Origin of the sequence: Marinobacter sp. W-8 (assembly GCF_044342215.1) — a bacterium.
GTDB classification, from domain to species: domain Bacteria; phylum Pseudomonadota; class Gammaproteobacteria; order Pseudomonadales; family Oleiphilaceae; genus Marinobacter; species Marinobacter nauticus.
In genome coordinates this window covers 1,974,747-1,995,743 of sequence record NZ_CP172297.1, presented here as the reverse complement: position 1 = coordinate 1,995,743, position 20,997 = coordinate 1,974,747, and the positions used below count along the sequence as shown (strand labels likewise).

The 20,997-nt window shown below is 57.1% G+C and carries 20 protein-coding genes; 12 read left to right on the top strand and 8 right to left on the bottom strand.

The genetic code is table 11. From position 1 onward, the window contains the following. The gene (locus tag ACF8YQ_RS09290; protein ID WP_014421650.1) at positions 1-657 is read right to left on the bottom strand and encodes a type II secretion system protein N; all 657 of its coding nucleotides are present in this window, start codon (positions 655-657) and stop codon (positions 1-3) included. Positions 658-863: 206 nt separating this feature from the next. Between ACF8YQ_RS09290 and gspE the strand changes: the two genes are divergently transcribed. From gspE to gorA, 11 genes are all read left to right on the top strand, one after another. After that, positions 864-2,372, top strand: coding sequence for a type II secretion system ATPase GspE (gene gspE, locus ACF8YQ_RS09285; RefSeq protein ID WP_022992398.1), 1,509 nt, complete (start codon positions 864-866; stop codon positions 2,370-2,372). Positions 2,373-2,375: 3 nt separating this feature from the next. Then, positions 2,376-3,587: a type II secretion system inner membrane protein GspF gene (gene gspF, locus ACF8YQ_RS09280; protein WP_014421648.1), complete on the top strand. Its 1,212-nt coding sequence runs from the start codon at positions 2,376-2,378 to the stop codon at positions 3,585-3,587. An 88-nt stretch (positions 3,588-3,675) separates the two neighbouring features. Continuing rightward, on the top strand, positions 3,676-4,122 hold the full coding sequence (gspG, locus tag ACF8YQ_RS09275; RefSeq protein WP_031210904.1) for a type II secretion system major pseudopilin GspG: 447 nt from the start codon (positions 3,676-3,678) through the stop codon (positions 4,120-4,122). Positions 4,123-4,128: 6 nt separating this feature from the next. Then, positions 4,129-4,656 (top strand): type II secretion system minor pseudopilin GspH, encoded by a 528-nt coding sequence (gene gspH, locus ACF8YQ_RS09270; RefSeq protein ID WP_014421646.1) that lies wholly within the window; start codon positions 4,129-4,131, stop codon positions 4,654-4,656. Next, positions 4,653-5,030, top strand: a complete 378-nt coding sequence (gene gspI / locus ACF8YQ_RS09265) for a type II secretion system minor pseudopilin GspI (protein ID WP_011784845.1) — start codon at positions 4,653-4,655, stop codon at positions 5,028-5,030. The genes gspH and gspI overlap by 4 nt, the downstream gene beginning before the upstream one ends. Continuing rightward, positions 5,030-5,794 (top strand): type II secretion system minor pseudopilin GspJ, encoded by a 765-nt coding sequence (gene gspJ / locus ACF8YQ_RS09260; RefSeq protein ID WP_396621213.1) that lies wholly within the window; start codon positions 5,030-5,032, stop codon positions 5,792-5,794. Before gspI ends, gspJ begins: the two co-directional genes overlap by 1 nt. Then, positions 5,787-6,785: a type II secretion system minor pseudopilin GspK gene (gene gspK / locus ACF8YQ_RS09255; protein WP_396621212.1), complete on the top strand. Its 999-nt coding sequence runs from the start codon at positions 5,787-5,789 to the stop codon at positions 6,783-6,785. The genes gspJ and gspK overlap by 8 nt, the downstream gene beginning before the upstream one ends. A gap of 2 nt (positions 6,786-6,787) precedes the next feature. Continuing rightward, positions 6,788-8,095 (top strand): type II secretion system protein GspL, encoded by a 1,308-nt coding sequence (gene gspL, locus ACF8YQ_RS09250; protein WP_014421643.1) that lies wholly within the window; start codon positions 6,788-6,790, stop codon positions 8,093-8,095. 4 nt (positions 8,096-8,099) lie between these two features. Beyond that, entirely contained in the window at positions 8,100-8,633 is a 534-nt protein-coding gene (gene gspM, locus ACF8YQ_RS09245) for a type II secretion system protein GspM (protein WP_011784849.1), read from the top strand. A gap of 39 nt (positions 8,634-8,672) precedes the next feature. Beyond that, a complete protein-coding gene (locus ACF8YQ_RS09240; RefSeq protein ID WP_022992395.1) occupies positions 8,673-9,344 on the top strand; it encodes a GNAT family N-acetyltransferase in 672 nt (223 codons plus the stop codon). Positions 9,345-9,361: 17 nt separating this feature from the next. Continuing rightward, on the top strand, positions 9,362-10,723 hold the full coding sequence (gene gorA / locus ACF8YQ_RS09235) for a glutathione-disulfide reductase (RefSeq protein ID WP_023010225.1): 1,362 nt from the start codon (positions 9,362-9,364) through the stop codon (positions 10,721-10,723). A 50-nt stretch (positions 10,724-10,773) separates the two neighbouring features. Here the strand turns inward: gorA and ACF8YQ_RS09230 are convergent, their stop codons facing one another. The 3 genes from ACF8YQ_RS09230 to ACF8YQ_RS09220 are packed head-to-tail and all read right to left on the bottom strand — an operon-like array spanning position 10,774 to position 15,950. Next, a complete protein-coding gene (locus tag ACF8YQ_RS09230; RefSeq protein ID WP_396621211.1) occupies positions 10,774-12,708 on the bottom strand; it encodes an ATP-binding protein in 1,935 nt (644 codons plus the stop codon). Then, positions 12,705-13,706 carry an ABC transporter substrate-binding protein gene (locus tag ACF8YQ_RS09225; protein WP_396621210.1) on the bottom strand — a complete coding sequence of 334 codons (1,002 nt, stop codon included), beginning with the start codon at positions 13,704-13,706 and terminating at the stop codon, positions 12,705-12,707. The genes ACF8YQ_RS09230 and ACF8YQ_RS09225 overlap by 4 nt, the downstream gene beginning before the upstream one ends. A 30-nt stretch (positions 13,707-13,736) precedes the next feature. Continuing rightward, a complete protein-coding gene (locus ACF8YQ_RS09220) occupies positions 13,737-15,950 on the bottom strand; it encodes a TonB-dependent receptor plug domain-containing protein (protein WP_396621209.1) in 2,214 nt (737 codons plus the stop codon). 123 nt (positions 15,951-16,073) lie between these two features. On the opposite strand from ACF8YQ_RS09220, the gene ACF8YQ_RS09215 reads away from it, so the two are divergent. Continuing rightward, complete coding sequence (locus tag ACF8YQ_RS09215) at positions 16,074-16,766, top strand: J domain-containing protein (RefSeq protein WP_303292679.1); 693 nt, start codon at positions 16,074-16,076, stop codon at positions 16,764-16,766. Here ACF8YQ_RS09215 and ACF8YQ_RS09210 read toward each other — a convergent pair. From ACF8YQ_RS09210 to ACF8YQ_RS09195, 4 genes are all read right to left on the bottom strand, one after another. Then, positions 16,722-17,744, bottom strand: a complete 1,023-nt coding sequence (locus ACF8YQ_RS09210) for a bile acid:sodium symporter family protein (RefSeq protein ID WP_396621208.1) — start codon at positions 17,742-17,744, stop codon at positions 16,722-16,724. The two genes, ACF8YQ_RS09215 and ACF8YQ_RS09210, sit on opposite strands and share 45 nt — an antisense overlap. Before the next feature lie 3 nt (positions 17,745-17,747). Further along, on the bottom strand, positions 17,748-18,422 hold the full coding sequence (locus ACF8YQ_RS09205; RefSeq protein WP_014421634.1) for a FadR/GntR family transcriptional regulator: 675 nt from the start codon (positions 18,420-18,422) through the stop codon (positions 17,748-17,750). Between the two features lie 112 nt (positions 18,423-18,534). Continuing rightward, complete coding sequence (locus ACF8YQ_RS09200) at positions 18,535-20,016, bottom strand: flavin-containing monooxygenase (RefSeq protein WP_396621207.1); 1,482 nt, start codon at positions 20,014-20,016, stop codon at positions 18,535-18,537. Between the two features lie 67 nt (positions 20,017-20,083). Then, entirely contained in the window at positions 20,084-20,992 is a 909-nt protein-coding gene (locus ACF8YQ_RS09195) for a LysR family transcriptional regulator (RefSeq protein WP_011784859.1), read from the bottom strand. Positions 20,993-20,997 lie beyond the last annotated feature (5 nt).

Below are 20,997 nucleotides of genomic sequence, written 5' to 3'. Positions count from 1 at the left end.
TCAGTTGTTGTTCTGAAGCCGCTGGCGTAACTGTTCCAGCCGTTGACGGATTTCCTCTCGCCGCTGTTGCTGGTCGGCCGACGAGGCGCTGGTTTGGGGGCGTGCTCTTTGCACCTGAACCTCTTGCTGTGGGGGAGCTTCGTAGGCAGGCTCGTCATTGCTTGCGAAATCGACCCCGGAGCGATCTTCGGTCTCCGGGAAGTAGAGGTTTTCCAGTTTGCCGGATCGTTCAATGATGACCCGATTGGCAAACACAGTACGAAGCCTGGCATTTCCGGGCAGTTCATCACCCACCAGAAAGGCCTCGGTTTTGCCTTTGTCGTCTTCGATCAGGGCGCTGCCGGGGAAGTCGCCGTCTGCTGCCAGCACACCGCGCAAGGACAGGCGAAGGTTGGTTTCCGGCAGGTTCTCTGTGTTGGTGTCTTCATTTTGCGGGGTGGCAGTCGCCGAGCCGAACACTTCCAGATCCGACAACTGAACATCAGGCACGGTTCTGGCCTGATCTGCACCTGTTGAAGCTTCCCGGGTCGGTTGCGGCAGGGTACGTTGGGTTTCATTCTGCCAGAACTGATAGCCTTGCCAGCCGGTCAGCGCCAGCATGGCCGTTGCTGCTGCTATGGCCAGAAGCAGCGGAGTCCTTCGATCAATTGCAAGCATTGTCGTTCCTGAATGCATTGGGAAATCGTAAAAAGCTCACAGGTTATCAGACTGCAATGAATTAGTGGCAGTATAGTGTATAGAGTTGTTCAGTGGTTCCCATTCCTGTGGTAGCCTTTTTGCTTACGCTGACAACGTGGAGGGCCGTCGCAACGGGTGGCCCCATAAGAACAATCAGTGACCAGACGGATTTAACGAGGACGAGCTTGACCACCCAAACCGACATTCAGCCGCAGGATGCGCCGCTGGGCAGACTTCCCTTTACCTTCGCCAAGCGTAATGGAGTCATCCTTACCCGCAACGAAGAGGGCGAGCCGGTCATTCTCGTGCGCCCGGGGGCTTCCCACACCGCACTGGCCGAGGCAAACCGCGTGAGCGGTGGCCGGGCGAAGTTCTCTACCGTCGAACCGGACCGCTTCGACCAGGCCCTGAATGCCGCCTATCAGAATGATTCGGCGGAAGCCATGCAAATGGTGGAGGGGATCGGTGACGACATGGATCTGGCCTCTCTGGCTGATTCGGTTCCGGAAACGGAGGATCTGCTGGAGCAGGAGGACGACGCTCCCATTATCCGCCTCATTAACGCCATTCTTACCGAGGCGGTCAAAACCAACGCCTCGGACGTTCACATCGAAACCTATGAGAAACAGCTGATTGTCCGGTTCCGGATTGACGGCGTGTTGCGGGAAGTGGTCCAGCCCAAACGGGCGCTGGCACCATTATTGGTCTCGCGGATCAAGGTTATGGCAAAACTCGATATTGCAGAAAAACGGGTACCCCAGGACGGCCGCATTGCTTTGAGGGTGGCCGGCCGGGAAGTTGATATCCGGGTGTCGACCATGCCTTCGTCCAGTGGTGAACGGGTGGTACTGCGCCTGCTCGACAAACAGGCGGGCACCATTCGGCTGGAGTCACTCGGCATGGCCGGGCAGGATCTGAAAACCCTGCGCAAGCTGATCTATCGTCCGTACGGTATTCTGCTGGTGACCGGTCCCACAGGTTCCGGTAAATCCACCACGCTTTACGCCTCTCTGCAGGAAATCAATGATCGCAGCCGCAACATACTGACGGTCGAGGATCCGATCGAGTACAACCTGCCGGGCATTGGTCAGACCCAGGTGAACCCGAAAGTGGATATGACCTTTGCTCGGGGCCTGCGAGCCATTCTGCGCCAGGATCCGGATGTGGTGATGATCGGGGAGATCCGGGATCTGGAAACTGCGGAGATTGCCGTTCAGGCAAGTCTGACCGGGCACCTTGTGTTGTCTACCCTGCACACAAATACCGCCGTGGGTGCCATTACCCGTTTGATGGACATGGGTATCGAGCCTTTCCTGATCTCTTCCAGTCTTGTCGGTATCGTTGCGCAACGGCTGGTGCGGGTGCTCTGTACCCACTGTCGCGAGCCCTATATGCCTACCGAAGAGCATTGTGAGTTCCTGCAGCAGGACCCGGCCAATCCGCCCACCATCTTCCGCGCCAAAGGCTGTGAGCATTGTAACCAGTTGGGCTATCGAGGCCGGATTGGTATCTACGAGGTGGTCGAGATCACGGAAGAAATCAGCACCCTTATTCATAAACGCGCAGGGGAGCTGGATCTGGAACGGGAGGCCCGCCTGCACAGCCCGAGTATTCATGCCGATGGCGTTCAGAAGATTCTGGATGGCGTAACCACGGTGGAAGAAGTACTGCGTGTGACCCACCGGAGCCAGTAATCCATGCCGGCCTACGAATACAAAGCTCTGGATGCCAGAGGCAAGCAGAAACAGGGCGTGCTGGAAGCCGACGCGCCCAGAGCGGTGCGCCAGCAACTCCGGGAAAAGGGGCTGACCCCGCTGGCGGTAGAAGCGGCCGTAGAAAAACAGGCCCGTAGCAACCCACTGAGTAGCCGCGGCTCTCTGAGCGCAGCCGATCTAGCGCTGGTCACCCGACAGCTGGCCACGCTAATCCAGTCCGGGATTCCGGTCGAGCAGGCACTGAGTGCGGCCGCCCAGCAATCCACCAAGCCGCGGATTCGCAGCATGCTGATTGCTATCCGGGCCAAGGTGATGGAAGGCTACACACTGGCGGACAGCTTCGGTGAATTCCCCAAGGCCTTTCCCCGGCTCTACCGCTCCACGGTCGCTGCCGGTGAACATGCCGGGCATCTTGACCTGGTGCTGAACCGGCTGGCGGACTACACGGAAAGCCGCCAGGAAGCCCGCCAGAAGATTCAGCTGGCTGCCATTTACCCGATTATCCTGAGTGTCGTAGCTATTGCCATTGTGGTGTTCCTGCTCACCTATGTGGTGCCCGACATTATCGAAGTCTTTCTCAAGCAGGGGCAGGAGCTGCCCGCGCTGACGGTAGCTATGCTCTCGGTGTCGGAATTTCTCGGCAGTTTCGGAGTCTACCTTCTAGTGTTGCTGGTGGTGGCGATCATCGGGTTCCGTTTCGCGTTGACCAAGCCGGCGGTGCGTCTGAAGTTTCACAAGCGGCTACTTCACCTGCCGCTGTTTGCAGGCATGGTACGAGGCGTGAATACGGCTCGCTACGCCAGTACCCTGAGCATTCTGACCACCAGTGGTGTACCACTGGTTGAAGCCATGCGCATTGCAGGGGAGGTGCTTTCCAACGATTACCTCCGGCAGGAACTGCGGGAGGCTGCCCGGAAGGTCAGTGAAGGGGGATCGTTGCACCGTTCACTGGACCAGACCGGTTACTTCCCGCCAATGATGCTGCATATGATTGCCAGTGGCGAGGCCAGTGGCGAGCTGGACAGTATGCTTGAACGCACGGCCCGCATGCAGGAAAACACCCTGCAATCCAAGATCGCCGCTATTGTGGGGCTGTTTGAACCCATGATGCTGCTGTTCATGGGGGCGGTGGTGCTGATTATTGTTCTGGCGATCATGCTGCCGATTCTGAACATGAGCAACCTGGTGGGATGATGGCCCGCCGTCGGGCCAGCAAGGAAGCCAGAAAACTTTTCTGAAAGCGACGAGAAACAACGGACCCAAGATGAGTGAAACTATGAGCATGAACCAACCGAAAGCGCTGGCCCGGACCAAGGGCTTCACCCTGATCGAAATCATGGTAGTGATGGTCATTCTCGGCCTGTTGGTGGCAATTGTGGCGCCCAACATCATGGGGCGCAGTGATCAGGCCAAAGTGACGGTGGCCGAAACCCAGATCAGTAACATCGCCAACGCACTGGACCTGTATCGCCTGGACAACAGCCATTATCCCTCTACCCAGCAGGGCCTTGAAGCACTGGTCAACAAGCCCAGCGGCAGCCCTGAGCCGAAAAACTGGAACCCGGACGGCTACCTGAAAAATGTTCCCGAAGACCCCTGGGGTAACAACTACCAGTATGTCAGCCCTGGTGTAGACGGGCCGTACGATCTGTATTCCTATGGTTCTGACGGCCAGGAAGGTGGGGATGGCGATGCCGCTGATATCAGTGTCTGGGACAGCGGGAACTGATTGATTGTGGGCCGCAGGGCTGACCAAAACGGCTTTACGCTGATCGAGATTCTGGTAGTCCTGATCATCGTCGGACTGCTGGCGGCACTGGCGGTGTTCAATATGGCCGGCAGCTCCCAGCAGCGCGAGCTGGAAAGCCAGGTTCGGGAGCTTTACCTCCTGATGCAAACGGCACAGGAACAGGCGGTTCTCAATAACCTGGAAATGGGCTTGCTGCTGGAAGAAGACGGCTATCGGTTCGTGGCGTTTCAGGATAAGACAGGCGAGTGGAAATCCTCAGGTGAGCGCATATTCCACAAGCGAACCCTCCCGGAATGGTTGACCGTTACCCAGTATATCGAAAGTGACGCTCCGCGACTGGCCTCGGCCGAGGATCGGCTCAGGCCAGACGTGGTGTTCTTCTCCAGTGGTGAAACCACACCGTTTGAAATCGAATTCACCCTGGGCCGGGACACTGACCTGATGCACGTTGTTGCTTCAGATGGCGTCTCGCCGTTGGAATGGCGCAAACCTGGTTCCGGGGATGAGTCATGAGTCGGCCTCAGCGTGGTTTCACCCTGATTGAAGTCCTCGTCGCATTGCTTGTGTTCGGTCTGATTGCAACGGCCGCCGCCGAAGTGGGCGGGAATTACATCACCAGTTTTGAGCGCATACGTGACAAGACGCTGGCAGGCTGGGTGGCGGAAAACCGGATTAACGAACTACGGCTTCAGGATGAGCTGCCGGGGATTTCGGAGAATTCGGAAGATACCGACTTCGGAAATTTCCGCTGGCGGGTCACCACCGTTGTTGAGGCTACGGCAGAGCCCACGATGCGGCGGATTGAGGTAACCGTAGCCAAATACTCCGGGGCGCAATCAGAACCGTTTGCCGTTCATACCCTGGCTGCCTTCCTGGGAGAAACCTGATGGGCATGCCCGCGCGCAAGGTCAGGTTAGCCGGGGAGTCCGGTTTTACGCTGATGGAGGTACTGATTGCCGTCACTATCACAGCCGTGATCGGGCTGGGTGTTTGGCAGGTGGTGAGCAGTGTAATGAACTCCCGGGACCGGGTGGATGAGGTTGCCCAGGCGTTCGACGGCTTGCAGAAAACCATGTTGCTGCTGGAACGTGACATCACCCAGATCATCAACCGGCCCGCCCGGGATGTTTATGGTGATTATTCACCGTCCTTAACCTCAAGGGATGATGCGTTTGCGTTGATGCTGACCCGCCAGGGTTGGCGCAATCCGCTTGGTCTCCGGCGTAGCGGTCTGCAGCGCGTCGGCTGGGAATATACCGGAACTGAACTGCGCCGTCGGTATTGGCCTGTGGTGGATCAGGGGCAGGAAGACGAAAGCCTGGACATTCTGATGCTGGACGGGGTTCTGGAGTTTGAAATCCGGTTTCTGGATGAGAACGGTAACTGGCAGGAGCAATGGCCAGAAGATGATGCTCTGGCGCAGATGACGCCGGGAACCCGACCCGACATCTCTTTGCCTCGCGGGATTGAGATTACACTGGAACATGAACGCTTTGGTGAGTTGGTCCGCACGTTCAGTTTGCCGGATTTTGAACCGTCGCAGGCTCAGGCGGTGATCAATCAGCAACAGGAGACCCAGGCCGAGTCGGAAGATGACGCGACTGAAGACGGATCTGGCCAGGCCGCGGGCGGGGTGACCGGCAATGATTAAGTTTGCCGGGAGCAGGCAGCAGGGCGTCGCCCTGATCATGGTGCTGTTGGCGATGGCTCTGGTGGTATTGATGGCATCGGGCATGACCCGCCAGCAAAGCCTGCGGGTGTTCAAGGCTGGCCATTACCTGGCCCAGCAACAAGGCCAGAGTATTGCTCTGGGTGCCGAGCAATTTGCCAAGCGTATTCTGGTTCGGGACTACGAAGAGGATAAGGAAAACAGTGTGATGGTCGACAGTCCGGATGAGTTCTGGGCCATGCATGCTGCCATTCTGCCTCTGGACGACAGTGGTGTTGCCGAGGTCCAGATCGATGATCTTGGAGGTAGAATCAACCTGAACGATCTGGTTACCGCGAGCGGAGAAGTGGACCCCATCACCAAAGACCGGCTCACCCGGTTATTTCGTGCTCTGGGTATCACTGGCCTCACCGTAGACCCGCTCATTGACTGGATGGACGCCGACGACCAGGCCATCAGCGCTTATGGTGCCGAAGACGGCCAGTATCTGATGGCAGACCCTCCGTATCGCACTGGCAACCAGCCCTTTGTTTCCATTACCGAGTTGCGTCTGATTGAGGGCATGACCGAGGAAATCTATGCTGCGCTGCGGCCTCATCTGGTGGCGCTGCCAGTCTCCGGCGTCGGCATTAACGTGAATACCGCGACGGCCCAGGTTCTGATGAGTCTGCACGAGGATATGAATGAGGCTCAGGCGGAATCGATTATCGCCAAGCGCGAAGAAGAACGATTCGAAAACCTTCAGGATTTCCTGGCACTGCCGGAGTTCTCGGGGATGGGGCTGAAAGCCAACGGGTTAACGCTTCAGACCCGTTTTTTTGAAGTTGTCTCACGGATTACCTACGATAATCGTGTCGTCAATATGGTCAGCACCGTGTATAGAAACCCGGAGGGCGAAGTCCGGACGGTTCACAGGGATACCGGGCAGAAGAATCGCATTACCAAGGAACCTTACACTTTCTCAGAAGGATAACCATGTCTTACCGCCTTTTTGTCCGGCCGGTGCCTCCGTATGCGGACCCGGACCAGAGCCCCGATGCCCAGCTGTTCAGCTGGGTGCTCCAGGATGCCAGTGGCGATGCTCAGGCCAGAGGCACGGCTGATACACGGGAGCATATCGAGCAAACGCTGGCACAGAATGCGCTGGAGAAAGTGCTGCTGATCGGACTGATTCCCGGTGACGAGGCGGTTTTCTGTCTGGCGGATATACCGGCGAAACAGACCCGTTTTATTCAGCAGGCCTTGCCGTACGCCGTTGAGGAGCAGATAGCCCAGGACATTGACTCGGTTCATCTCGCGCTGGGGCCGCACACGCCTGAGGGCTACCGGGTTGCTGCCATCGATCGCGAGCAGATGGCTCGCTGGCGCCAACTGTTTTCTGGCTGGTACCACGCCCGTCTGGAGGCCGTCTATCCAGACGCTTCACTGTTGCCGGCGGCGGAATCCGGATGGGTCATCTGCCTGGATGCAGAGTCGGCACTTCTGCAGAGTCAGCGGGGAGAGTGGCTGCGCATGCAGGCAGATAATCTTCCGCTGCTTGCAGTGACACTTGCTGCGCCTTCGTCTGACGAAGTGGTGGCCGAAATTCCGGTGCAGCTATATGGCACCGAGGCAGATCTGGACGCGAGCCAGGCCCTGGTGAGCGAGCTTTCGGGAACCACCGGGCTTCTTCGTATCGAAAAGAAGCCGTTGGAATTTTCGGTAACCGAGTTCCTGGCCTGGTCGTACCACCATCACCTGAGCCAGCCCATTAATCTGTGCCAGGGGGCGTTCGCGTTCAAGGCGGAGGGCAGCAGCCCCCTGAAACCCTGGAAGCCGCTTATCGCCGTGGCATCACTCTGGTTCGTGATCCAGATGGGGCTGGAGATCGGTATGGGAATCTACCAGCAGCAGCAGGCGGAGCAGCTTGAAAGCCAGGCTATGGCGGTTTACCGGAATGCCTTTCCCTCGGACCGCCGAACCCATGCCGGAAACGTACGACGTGTTATCGAAGGCCAGTTACGGGTTGCTGGCTCCCAGGGCCCTGACGTGGATTTTATCACCCTGATGAAATACACCGGCGATCAGTACGGCCGCCTGCAGAATCCCGGAGCTGTTACCTTTAACTCGATTAACTACAGCCGGAGCCGGGGCGAACTCGTGGTGGATATCCGGGCCGACAGTTATGATCGGTTAAGCCGTCTGCGTAACGGACTCGCCAGCGAAGGGCTGCAGGCCCAGATCGGTTCCGTGGTCAACGAATCCAGCGGCGCCCGAGGCCGCCTCACGGTTTCAGGAGGATAAGCCCATGTGGTCACGCATCAAGGATCAACCGGCCGTGGGCAAACTGATTGCTCGCTATGATCAGTTACCCACCCGCGACCGTCAGGCATTGACTGCTCTGGGTATAGCCCTGTTGCTGGCATTGATTTATCTGCTGATCTGGCAGCCGGTGACTCAGTTTCATGACCGGGCTGCCTCGAGTCGTGAGAATGCCGCAGAACTCCTGGCCTGGATGCGGGCCAACGAGACGACCATTCAGCGCCTGGGCTCGGCTGGTGGCGCAGCGACAACTGCGGCAGGGGCTGACAAGCCTGAAGACGGGCGGGCATTGATGGCCCTGGTGACTCGTTCAGCCGGAGAGGCGGGGCTTTCTTTGCAACGCTTCGAGCCCAGCGGTGAGGGTGCCATCCGGGTCTGGCTTGAAAACGCCGCCTACGCTGATGTGGCAGCCTGGCTTGAGCGTTTGCACAGTAATCATGGCGTGGTGATTGACCAGGCCGCACTGGATCGGGGCAATGGGCCCGGGCAGGTATCCGTGAGGCTTACGCTGGCGATCTGACCGGCAAGCGTGACCCCACACTAGCGAGGGAGCAACACGATGGCAGACAACAACAATAATGCTGAAGCTGTTCTGGTTCGCCTGGACGAGACGGCACGAAACGAGGCCCAGTCGGTGCTTTTTCATGCCTATCGGGAGGAGCCGACATTCCAGTACCTGTTCGATCACCGGAAACCCGGTTACAGCCAGAGGGTGAGGGCGACCATCCGGGAATTGATCGACCTTTATCTGGAGCTGAATCAGGATGCCATCGGTGTGATGGTGGACGAAACACTGGTTGCTGTTGCGTTTGTGGGTGAGCCGGAACTCAGGCTGAATCTGGCAGACCAGCTTGGCTGGCGGGTGCGTATGGTTCTGACGGCGGGCTTTTCATCTACGCGCCGGTATCTGGAGTATCATCGCAGGATTCGCGACCTTTTGCCGCAGAGGCAGGCGCATCAGTTGCCGTTGATGGGAGTCAACCCAAAATACCAGCACAAGGGGTATGGTCGGATGTTGCTGCAGGCAGTGGAGCGCCTGTGTGAGGAAAACCCCCGGGGCAGTGGATTGGTGCTCGATACCGGGAACAGCCGTTACCTGCCGTTTTATGAATCCGAGGGGTTCCGAAGCCTGGGCAAGATCCGGCTTGGTGATTTTGAAGACCACGTGTTGTTCCGGGAAGTGCTCGCAGACGAAGATCAGTCGAGTGAGCCCCGGCAACAGCAATCTTGAAGTAAACAGGAGAAACAGTGTCTGAGAGCCATGATTTTGATCTGATCGTTATCGGGGCCGGTTCCGGCGGTGTCCGGCTCGCCCGCATGTCGGCCCAGCGCGGTGCGCGGGTGGCGGTGGTTGAATCCCGTTATCTGGGAGGAACCTGCGTTAACGTGGGTTGTGTTCCGAAAAAACTCTTTGTTTATGGAGCGCACGTCAGGGAAGAGCTCGAAGATGCACACGGATATGGCTGGTCTGTGCCAACAGACGATGTCTCGTTTGACTGGCCAACGCTGGTCGCCAACAAGAATGCCGAGATAGAGCGCTTGAATGGCATTTATGGCCGATTGCTCGAGAATGCCGGCGTCACCATCATTGAGGGTACGGCCAGTCTCCGCGACCCTCACACGGTGATCGTTGGTGATAGAGCTTTTTCGGCAGCGCACATCACAGTTGCCACGGGCAGCTGGCCAGTGGTTCCGGATGTTCCCGGCAAGGAATTTCTGCTCACCTCCAATGAGATGTTTTACCTGCCACAGTTACCGCGCCACGCCGTGGTCTGGGGCGGTGGTTACATTGCCGTCGAGTTCGCCGGCATTCTGGCGGGGCTTGGTGTGGAGACCACGCTGCTGTACCGGGGCGAGCTGTTCCTGCGAGGGTTTGACGAGGATATCCGCAAGTTCACGGAACAGGAGATGCGCAAGAAAGGCGTGGATCTGCGGTTCAATGTCACGATTGAATCTGTCGAGCAGTTGAATGCTCACTACCAGGTGAATCTGAGCGATGGCAGCAGCATGGAGACCGGGCTGGTTATGGCTGCAACAGGTCGCCGCGCGCTCGTAGACGGACTCGGGCTCACCGATCTGGGAGTGGAACTCAATGCTTCGGGTCATGTTGAGGTGAACGATCATTTCCAGACGGCGGTACCGTCCATCTCCGCCCTTGGTGATGTCATCGGAACGCCGCAGCTAACGCCGGTTGCGCTGGCGCAGGCCATGGTGCTGTCCCGGCGGCTGTTTGGTGATGGCCAGGGTGATATGGACTACAGCGCCATACCGACCGCTGTCTTCTGTCAGCCTAATATCGGAACGGTCGGGTTAACCGAGAAAGAAGCGCGGGACGCGGGACATTCGCTGCGGATTTACCGTTCCGAGTTTCGCCCCATGAAGTACACCCTGAGCGGCCGTGATGAGCGCTGTTTGATGAAGCTGATTGTGGATGATAGTTCAGACAAGGTACTGGGCGCCCATATGGTTGGGCCGGATGCCGGTGAAATCATCCAGGGGCTGGCGGTGGCTATTAAAGCCGGTGCCACCAAGGCCCAGTTTGACGCTACGATGGGCATTCACCCGACATCCGCTGAAGAGTTTGTCACCATGCGAGAGCCGGTGGCCTGACAGGGTGGATAGCGCCGGAGTGCAAAGCCTGCCAGCTCCGGCGCTCGTTGTTACACGCGAATCCAGCGAGAGAGTACCTCCCGGAGCGTATCCCTGCGCACGGGCTTGGTCAGATAGTCGTTCATACCTGCTTCTTTGCAGGCTTTCTCAGTATCCTCAGACACATCGGCGGTCAGTGCGATAATGGGTACGCCGCTCTGACCATTTCCCTGTTCCCAGTCGCGGATCATGCGGGTGGCATCATAGCCATCCATCACTGGCATCTGGCAGTCCATCAGAATGACATCATAACCTTCGTGGTCATTTTTGATCCTTCTAACAGCATCGGTGCCATTGGTCACGCATTCGGTCTGGAACCCGAACTTCCGCAACAGCGCTTCCGTTACTTTCTGATTCACCAGATTATCCTCGACCACCAGGGCCCGGGCGGTACCGGTGACCTGTTCCCGTGGCTCATCGGTTGGAGGATTCTGATAGGCTAGCTCGAAAGGAAGCTCGAACCGGAATGAGGAACCCTGGCCGATATCGGACTCCACCTGCACATGCCCGCCCATCAATTCGACCAGGCGCTGGACCAGCGACAGCCCAAGCCCTGTGCCACCGTGAGCCCGGTTATCGCCGGTGTCGAGCTGCTCAAAGCTGTTGAAGACACTTTGCAGTCGTTCCGCAGGAATACCAGAGCCTGAATCCTTAACCGAGCATTGGACGAGTACGCAGTGGTTTTCAAGCTCAAGCCAGTTCACCCGGATGCCGACGAATCCTTCGCTGGTGAACTTCAGTGAGTTGTCGATCAGCCCGGCAAGAATCTGCCTCACCCGCGGCGCATCTCCAAGCACGGCAGGATGCCGTGGCCATTCACCGAGGAACTGGAGATCCAGGCTCAGCCCCTGCTTTTGTGCGGCGTGACGGTAAGAGGCGACGCAGTTGGTAAACAGGCTCTGAAGATCGAAAGCCTGCTGATCCAATACCAGATTGCCATTGTCCATTCTGGCATAGTCCAGGATATCGGAGATCACGGTCAGCAGGTCTTCCGTGGATTGCCGGGCCGTGGTCAGGTAGTCGCTCTGACGCTTGGTCAATGGCTCTTCATGAATCAGGTCAACCATGCCGAGCACGCCGTTCAGAGGAGTCCGAAGTTCGTGACTCATGGTAGCGAGAAACTCTGACTTGGCCTGGCTGGCGTGTTCAGCTTTCTCCCGGGCACTTTCAGAAATCGCCAGTGTCTGGTCTCGGGCAGATCGAAGTTGTTCCAGGTGAACTGCGAGTTCGTTCAATTGTTGCTGTATCTCCGCAATTTCCCGGGCACTGCCCTTGCTCGAGACCGGTTGCGTGGTGTAGTCACCAACAATCAGCTTGCCAACGCGGCTGGATAGTTGTCGCATGGGCTGAAGGATATTGTTCAGGAAATGGTTTGCCAGCAGCAGGCTGAACACCAGCAAGGCAAAGCCCACGGTCAGTGAGCTCCAGAGAATATCCTGCCTTCGGGTTTCCAGAACGTCGGGGTTCACCCCGACTTGCACCAGTCCTACCCGAAGCGATCCGGAATTGAAGTTCCAGCCGCCGGTAAACCAGTCACCCGCTCCTCCGGAACCGATCTCTAGCGGTTCCTGAAGAATCTCGGCCTCATAGATGTCGAAGATCCCGGTTTCTGTGTGTTCCGATTCAACACCTCGGCTGACAAAACCGAGCTCTTCACCAACAACGTCGGTCACGCGAATCCAGTCTGCTTTGCTGCGTTTCAGGGACTGCCCGAGGACCTGCTCCAGAGCCGTTGAGTTACCGGAGACCACGGCATACTCAAGTGCTGGGGCGAGGCTGTCAGCAAGCATCTGACTGCTCTGGGCCAGGTCCAGACGGGCATCTTCGAGACGGGCTGAGGTAAAGAAAACCATCAATGCCACAAAAATCACAACCGCGGGCAGGGCGCCAAGCAGGAGAAGACGCCGCGAGAGCGACATGCCGGGAGTGTTGGCTGTGGTGTTCATTGGCCTGCCTCCTGGTTGTTCTCGCTAATCATGTTTTGTACCGCCTGGGCAATCCACTCCCGTTCTGGCAGCGGGATGTTCAGGGATCGCGCAACCTGCTGGTTTACTTCAACCCGATATTCGTCAGGGTAGGTTGGCGCCGGGAAGGTGCCTGAGTCGAAATAGGTTGTCAGGTGACTGGCTGCAAGCTCAGCCATCTCAATGAATGGCGCATAACTGGAGGCGAGGGCGCCGGCCTTGACATAGGCCTGGCTCGGGCCGATCAGGATCTTGTTCCTGCGATAGGCGGTCAGCAGAATGTGTTTGATATTGCGTGGGTTGTAAATGGCATCATCCTGCCCGGCAAGCAGAAAATCACCGAAGCTGAGGGCTCGAATCAGGCTTGGGATAAGTTGATCCTCGGTATCGGCAATAAACACCTTGGCTTCCAGGCCATAGGGGGCCAGTTGATCAATCAGGGGCTCATAAAGCTCCACGCTTTCGGTCGTGGCAAGCATGGCCACGCGGGTTGCCTGAGGCAAAATGACCTTGCCGGTCAGTGCTTGACGCAACAAAGGTACGTCGTAATACACCGCAGAAACCTGGCCGGCAGAGCGCGTGGCATAGCTTTCGATAAAATCCCTCTCAACCAATAATGCCAGTACTGGCAAATCCCTGTTGGCCTGTCGCACCCGTGAAAATGCGGCAGGCCCGATCGCGATAACCGGTTTATCCTTCAGGATAGCGATCTGACTTTCAATCAATGGTTCCAGTGCTATCTGGTCGCCCAGCTGTTCTGATAAAAGGCGGGTAACATGATCATCCAGCGCAGCGTTTCCCGAACCCGCGATATAGGCGAACTTTGTGCTCGCTTGCTGTGCCAGAGCGAGACCGGAATTAACGAACAACAAAGCCACCAGCCAGATCAGCGCAAAGGTCAATCTGGCAAAATCGGATACACGGCCCGTTGTACCGTTACCGTTGGAGTTGAGCATCGTCAGACAGCTGGTCCATTCCATTGACTGTTTAGTTTCCCGCCCTGCACACCGTCAAAAGCGAATACCGGCTTCAACAAAAAACTGATTATGATCTTCGATGTTGTTGTCTGAGCTTAGCTCAGGTTCCCGGTTCAGGTAGTGCTGCATGGATAGCGCGATTTCAGCCGTATACCGTGGCTGAAAAATCTGTTTCACCAGCCGGGTGTCAAAGCGTTCAAACTGGGTGTTGAATTCGTCGGCCCAGTAAAATGCGCCAGACCATTTAAACCCGGCGGGGAGGTCCTGAATAACGGCCAGACTGCCTGAGTGTCGGACTGACATTCGCGTGAGCAATTCCGCGTTATAGCGCTCGGTGCCGAAGTCCCTGTCGCCATTGGCGTCGAAAATAGGCTCCCCGTCATACCAGGTGTCCTGATCAAGGTAGCCGTAGCTGGCCCTCAAGGTCGTACCGGGATAGTCCAGAGTTGCCTCCACCTCAAATCCTTTCTGATCTACTGCAACGTTATTATCGATAGTCCATTCTTTTAACTGAATGACGCCACTGATCATATCCCTGAGTTCATCCTGGAATGCCCGGACTTCAAGAGAGAACAGGGCAGTGTTCAGGGGAAACTGACCAAAGTAACTCACTTCGCGAGAGGTAATGGTTTCCTCTTTCAGGGGTGTTCCAAGGGTAAGCAGAGCGGTTTCTTCTGCTGCATCGAAAATGTCGACGCGTCGGCCTTCAAGGTCGGAATAAATAGCGGGCCGGACATTGCGCAGCGTATAACCCAAGTCCGGGTCTTGCTCAAAACCATCCGGAGTTCGTACCGCTCTGGAGAATACGAACCTGAGGGCATGGTTGTTGTTGAGAACGAAGTTGGTTGCCACCCGTGGTGAAAAATAACTCTCGTCGGTGGTGCTGGTTCGTTCCCAGTTTCCTCCGGCATTAAAAGTAACCCACTGCCAGGGGCTGTATTCCACATTGCCGAACAGGCGGGACTGGTAATTGTTTCCTCGCCCGTTGAAGTAGGTTTCTGAGCGGAAGATATCCTTTCGGAATCCGGCCCCGGTAACAAACTTCAGGCTTTCGCTGACAATCAGAGTGTCCTGCGCTTCCAGTTCAAGCCGGGTGTCTTCGGAATCTGCATCCACCTCCGCAAAGGCGTTGGGTCCGCCTTGAGTTATGAAGCAGCGCCTTTCGCGGCCATCGTCGGTGTAAGTGTACTCGTACAAGGGTGTGTTGTTGCGCAGGCACTCCGCCGTGCTGTCCGGAAAACTGATGGCATATTCCTGGCGGCGATTAAAGTTCTCGACACTGGCCTGCAGGTGGACGAAGTGCTGGCTGGAAAAACTGTGGTTGAGCTTGCTGTGCAGATAGTAGTCCCGTACGTCGATGTCCGGATGGTCCAGAGGGTTCAGTTCTCCGCTTTTGTCCTTGTCCTGATATTTGGTGCCATCGACCACACCGGCGTGAAGCTCCAGATTGGTCTGTGGTGTAAACGTCAGACGCGAATCGTAGATAAATGAATTGATATCGTGGCCATCATTAAATGGAAAGAGTTCATCGTCATCGACCTGATAATCAAATCCGTCGAACTTGCGTTTCTCGAAACTCAGGCGCCAGTCGTAACTTGAATCGGCATTGCCGGTGGAAGCAAACGTGCGAAGGTAGCCCCGAGACCCACTGGTCACCGTGGTCTCGAGATTGGCGCTGTCAGCAGGGTCCCGGGTAATGATATTGATGGTCCCCAGAAAAGCGTTAATGCCGTAGGCGGCCGAATTTGGCCCCCGGGCCACCTCAATGCGCTCAATCAGCTCCAGAGGCACGGGCATGGTTTCCCAGTCCATGTCGGACAGGGTTGCCCGGTGAGCCGTCCGGCCGTCTACCAGCACCTGCATTCTGCGCTGTTCGTAGTGGACTGTGCCGTGGTAGGTAACTACGGGTTGATGGCTGCCAACAAAGTTCACCACCATGCCTGGCACCAGGCGGAAGACTTCATACAGGCTTCTGATACCCAGGTCCCGAATCAGGTCTCCGGCAATCACCGTCGTACTGCCGGGCACTCGGGTTTTGGGCTGCCGCAGTCTGGTGGTGGTCAGCACTTCCGGTATCGCGGCGTTCAAGCCGGGAATACTGTCCTCGAAACCGGAATCGAGAGTTTGTGCGGTGCCGGGTAATGCCGTCCCGCTCAGGGCCGCAGAGAGAGAAACCGACAACCATATGCGTCCTTGCAAGCGATGAAGAGAGCGTTGCTTTGCAAACAGGTAATTCGTAATGGCCATGTGTGTCGTTCTATAATTTGCCGAGATGAAAATATTGTTATGGTTCTCAACTAATCCTAAGTGAGAGAGCCCCGTTTGTCTCCATAAAGAATACAGATTTTCCATTATCGGAGTTGCTGTTGTATGAACTGTTGGGATCTTCTCGGAATTGAGCCGACTGGCGACCAGGATCGGATACGCCAGGCCTACGAGCGTCAGTTGAAGTTTGCGTCAGGCGATGAGGCCCGGGCCCTGGAGCGGGCCTACCGTGAAGCGACCGGTGGCGCGGAGCCCCAATCGACGGCCAATGCGCCGGACGGAGTCCCGTCATCAAGCCCGACAGACAATGATTCCGGACAACTCCGCTATGAAGACGCTGATTCCCGGGCGCTGACGTCCGAAGAGGCCCAGGTTACCCGGGAAGTCATTATCCAGATCAGGGCGTTGATGAACGATAATTACCGCCAGCAGGATGTTGCTATCTGGAAGGCCATCCTGTGTGAACCCCCGGCAGATCGTGTTGATGTTCGCCGGGAGATTGGTCGCCAGTTGGAGCCCCAGGTTCGCCCGCTGGCAGAAAACGGCGCGCTTCCGGCTCCGGTCGCGCGCTTTCTGGGGGACTGGTTCGAGTGGTTCAGCCTGAAAGATGTTGTTGAAGAGCCGGATCCACGGACTTACCCGGAGTCGGATATGCTATCTGGCCGAGGCATGGGGGAGGGGGAAAGCGATTCCGCCGACCAGCCTCCACAGATGGTGAATTTCTGGCCGGCGGTTATTGGCTGGATTGTGGGTTTAGCGATTCTGGCAACCATTTTCGGAGGCATGGGCGGGGGCTGATTTTGCCTGTTGAATTTTCTCACGATACTTCTGCGCAAGAATGGCTCCGACAATCACCTGGATCTGGTTGTAGCACATAATCGGCAACACGATCATGCCAAACCCCGGATGGCCAGAGAACAGCACTTTGGCCATCGGCAAGCCAGATGCCAGGCTCTTCTTCGAACCACAGAAAACCACCGCGGCTTCATCCTCCAGACTGAACCCCAGCTTTCGCACCATCAATCGAGCGATCAGCATAAACAGCCCCAACAAGCCGAAGCAGATTAGGATCGCCAGGACGATGGCCTGTACCGGAAGGTTCTGCCACAACCCGCTGACCACGGAGTGAGAGAAGGCGGAGTATACGATGATCCAGATCACACACTGGTCATAGCGCGCCATCAGTGACTCATTGCGTGACAGGTAGCCGCCGAGCCAGGGGCGCAGGGCATGGCCAATCGCAAATGGCAGCAGTAGCTGAAGTACGATGTCTTTCAGTGCCTCGGCAACCGAGAACTCTCCGGCGCCCGAGGTGGATACCAGGAGCAGCAACAAAAACGGTGTCAGCATCATGCCGAACACATTGGATGCGGCCGCACTGCAGATGGCAGCCGGTACGTTGCCCCGGGCCATGGCGGTGTAGGCAATCGAAGAAGATACAGCGGATGGAAGCACGCCCAGATACAGAAAACCCAGCCCCAGGTCTTTGGGCATCCACTCGGGCGCAATAGTGCTCAGTTCATTGACCGGCAGTACGGCAAGGGGGAAAAACACGAAGGTGAGGGCGGTAATCAGGATGTGCAGCCGCCAATGGGTGGCGCCGTCGATGATCTGCTGTCTGGACAGGGCTGCGCCATGAAAGAAAAACAGTAAGGCCACCGCGATGGTGCCTGCGGTGCCGAGCGCTTCTGCCGCCTGTCCCGTTACCGGCAGGAACGAGGCGAGAACAATGGCGCCAAGTAACAGCAGGGTAAAGGTGTCTATCCGGAATTTCACAGCTTACTCCTTACCACTGAGGGCATTGAGGCTTGGTGTCAGAAGCGCCCTCGATAGTGCCTCCGCTTTATCGGAATCTTTCCGGCGAATGGCTGCCAACAGCAGTTCGTGGTCTTCCTGGCTGGGTTCCGGGAGATCTGAATCCATTTCGGTTCGCTCGATGGTCTGGCTAACCGCGTGAGAGAAATAGTCGTAGAGCTCAATCAGGGCAGAATTGTGAGATGCTCGCACCAACGAGTGATGAAACCGCTCGTCGTGCCGTATACGTTCGGCAATGACCTCTCCGGCCGCCGCTCGCGCATCCAGGGCCTCGGTCATGGCTTTAAGGTCCGCTTCGTTGCGGCGTCTCGCTGCCAGGCGTGCCGCTTCCGTCTCCAGCGTAATCCGGACCTCAATCTGTTCTGCCAGTCGGCTTCGGGCAATTCTCCGAAGTGTTTCTCCGGCGTCCCTGTTTGCGCGCACGTAGGTCCCGTCTCCCTGTCGGGTTTCCAGCATGCCAACGTGCACCAGAACCCTTACGGCTTCGCGAATCGTGTTGCGACTGATACCCAAAGCCTCGGACAACTCTGCCTCGACGGGTAAGCGAGTACCTACCGGCCATTCCCCGCTCTCAATCGTTTTCCGGAGACTTTCAATGGCGGTTTCGACCAGCGAACCTTTGCGGATTGGTGTCAGCATAATGGATCATCCCTCTATATGGTGACCCAATCATCCTATGTTTAAGTGCCTGATTCAACCCTGGCTTAAAACTCATGAGAAACCTCGGCGGGGCGGTTCCGTGCTGCCGGGCTCAGGCGTTCACCGGGTCAAGAAACTGGTAGTCGGCGGTATCCACTGACCGGGTCGCAAACCGGTAACTGAAGGTGAAGCCGGGCCAGTTCACGGTGTTTCGCCCATGCTCGTCCAGATACCAGGAGCTGCAGCCAGCATCCCATACACTGCCTTCCAGGCCGCGCTGGACCACCTGGCAGTATCGGCTCTGGCGATCCTCCCGCACATCCATGGCCGCGCCGGGGTAGCGGGAGAGGGCGTCCAGGGCACTTAACACGTACCGGTACTGAGATTCGAGCATGCACAGTATCGAATTGTGGGCCAGGTTGGTATTCGGGCCATAGAGCATGAAAAGATTGGGGAATCCGCTGACTGAGATGCCTTTGAAGGCTTTGCTGCCGTTGGTCCACGCGTCATTCAGCGTCAGACCCTCACGGCCGGCAATGTGGATGGGCGAGAGAAACTCGCTGGCCCGGAAGCCAGTACCGAAGATGATGATGTCGGCAGGCCGGTGCTCGCCTGTTTCAGACACAATCCCGGTCTCATCTATTCGGGCGATGCCGCCTGTGAGCAGGTTGACGTGGGGCTGATTGACCGCTCGGTACCAGTCGTTGGAGATCAGGATTCGCTTGCAGCCAATGCGGTAATCGGGGATCAAATGGTGGAGTTTATCCGGGTCTGTTACCCAGCGGCGGGCTTCTTTTCGGGCCTGATGGGCGAACAGATCCAGAATCCACGAGAAACGGGTAAATGCCAGAGCCCGGGATTCGTTCTTCCAGTAAATGAGGCCCCGGTAGAGGCGGTCCCACAGTGGCAGCTTTTTAAACAGTGCTTGCTCAAACTGGTGAAACGGCCGGTCCGGCTTGGGCAATACCCAGGCGGCTGAGCGCTGGTAAAGGTCCAGTTGCCCGACCAGTGGCGTAATTTCGGGCACAAACTGAATCGCGCTGGCGCCGGTTCCTATTACCGCAACGCGCTTGTTGTGAAGCTCGGTATGGTGCTGCCATTGGGCGGAATGAAAGCAGGCGCCCCGGAATGTCTCGAGCCCTGGAATGTTCGGCATGGCTGGCCGGTTCAACTGGCCAGTGGCGGTGATTAACACGTCGGCGTTGAATGTGTCGCCGGTTTCGGTCACCACGCGCCACTGGTTGCTGTGATCGTCAAATGTTGCGGACGTTACCGCCTGATTGAACTGGATGTGAGGCTCCAGTTGGTATTTGGTAACACAGGCTTCCATGTATTCGAGGATTTCAGGCTGAGCTCCGAATTTCCGGCTCCAGTCGTGTTTGGGCTCGAACGAGTAGGAGTAGAGGTGGGACTGAACATCGCAGGCCGCGCCGGGGTATGTGTTGTCACGCCAGGTTCCGCCCACACCGCCGGATTTTTCCAGCAGAGTCAGGTCCGTAAATCCTGCCTGTTTGAGTTTGATGGCCATACCGATTCCGCCGAATCCGGTACCGATAATCAGAACAGAAGGTTTTCGGGTACGAGCGTGGGCCATGGATAATCCTTGTTATTGTTGTACACCAACGACTATAACGGCCCGTTTGCGTAATACATAGGCCGAATCAACCAGATTGATTGTCCGAAAAGGTCAGTAACTCCTCGGCTTTCTGAGCCATCAACTCCCGCAATACCGGCGACTCAAACTGGCGCCGGATACGAATGGCGTAAAACTCTTCGAATACGCCGGGCAGGGCGCCGTAGTCCTTCAACTCGCCGTTTCTCAGCTCATCCCGGACCACCACCGGCGGCAGTATGGCGTAGTGGCCGCTGTCCCGGGTCAGCAAACGCATCATGGCCATGTCGTCAACTTCAGCGATGATTACAGGGTGAATGTGGTGGTGATCACAGAGCTGATCGAAGGCCTGCCGGATGTTGTTGTCAGGCCCGGGCAGAATCAGAGGTCGGTCGCGCAGAATATCGGGAAACCCGGGGGCATCCTGGCTGCCCGGTGGCCCGATTACGCTGACCGACTGGCGGGCTATACGGCGTGAGCGCCAGGGCGTTTCTTCGTCACCTTGTACTGGCTGATTCGACAGAATGAGATCGAGTCGGTGCGCTGATAAACGGCGAAGAAGGTCGTCAAGGCTCCCGCTTTGCAGCTTGAGCTCCAGATCTTTTCGTCCCAGCAGGGGCCGCAGGAAGCCTTCCTGAAAGTTTCTGGAGAGGGTTGCGACCGCACCGACTTTCAGAGTTTCCCGGTTGGCCTGACGCCCGGTACGAAACAGCGCCTCCAGTTCCTCCCCCTGGCGGAAAATCTCTTCAGCGTAGGTAAAGGCTACCCGCCCGGCCTCCGATAGTCGCAGTCGCCGCCCCTCCCGGACAAAAAGATCGTAGCCAAGGCTTTCCTCCAGCTTTCGTATCTGGCCGGACAGTGCGGACTGGGAGATATGAAGTGATTCGGCCGCCCGGGTGAGGTGTCCGGTTCGAGCCACAGTCCAGAAATAGTAGAGGTGATGGTAGTTCAGACGCATGGTGG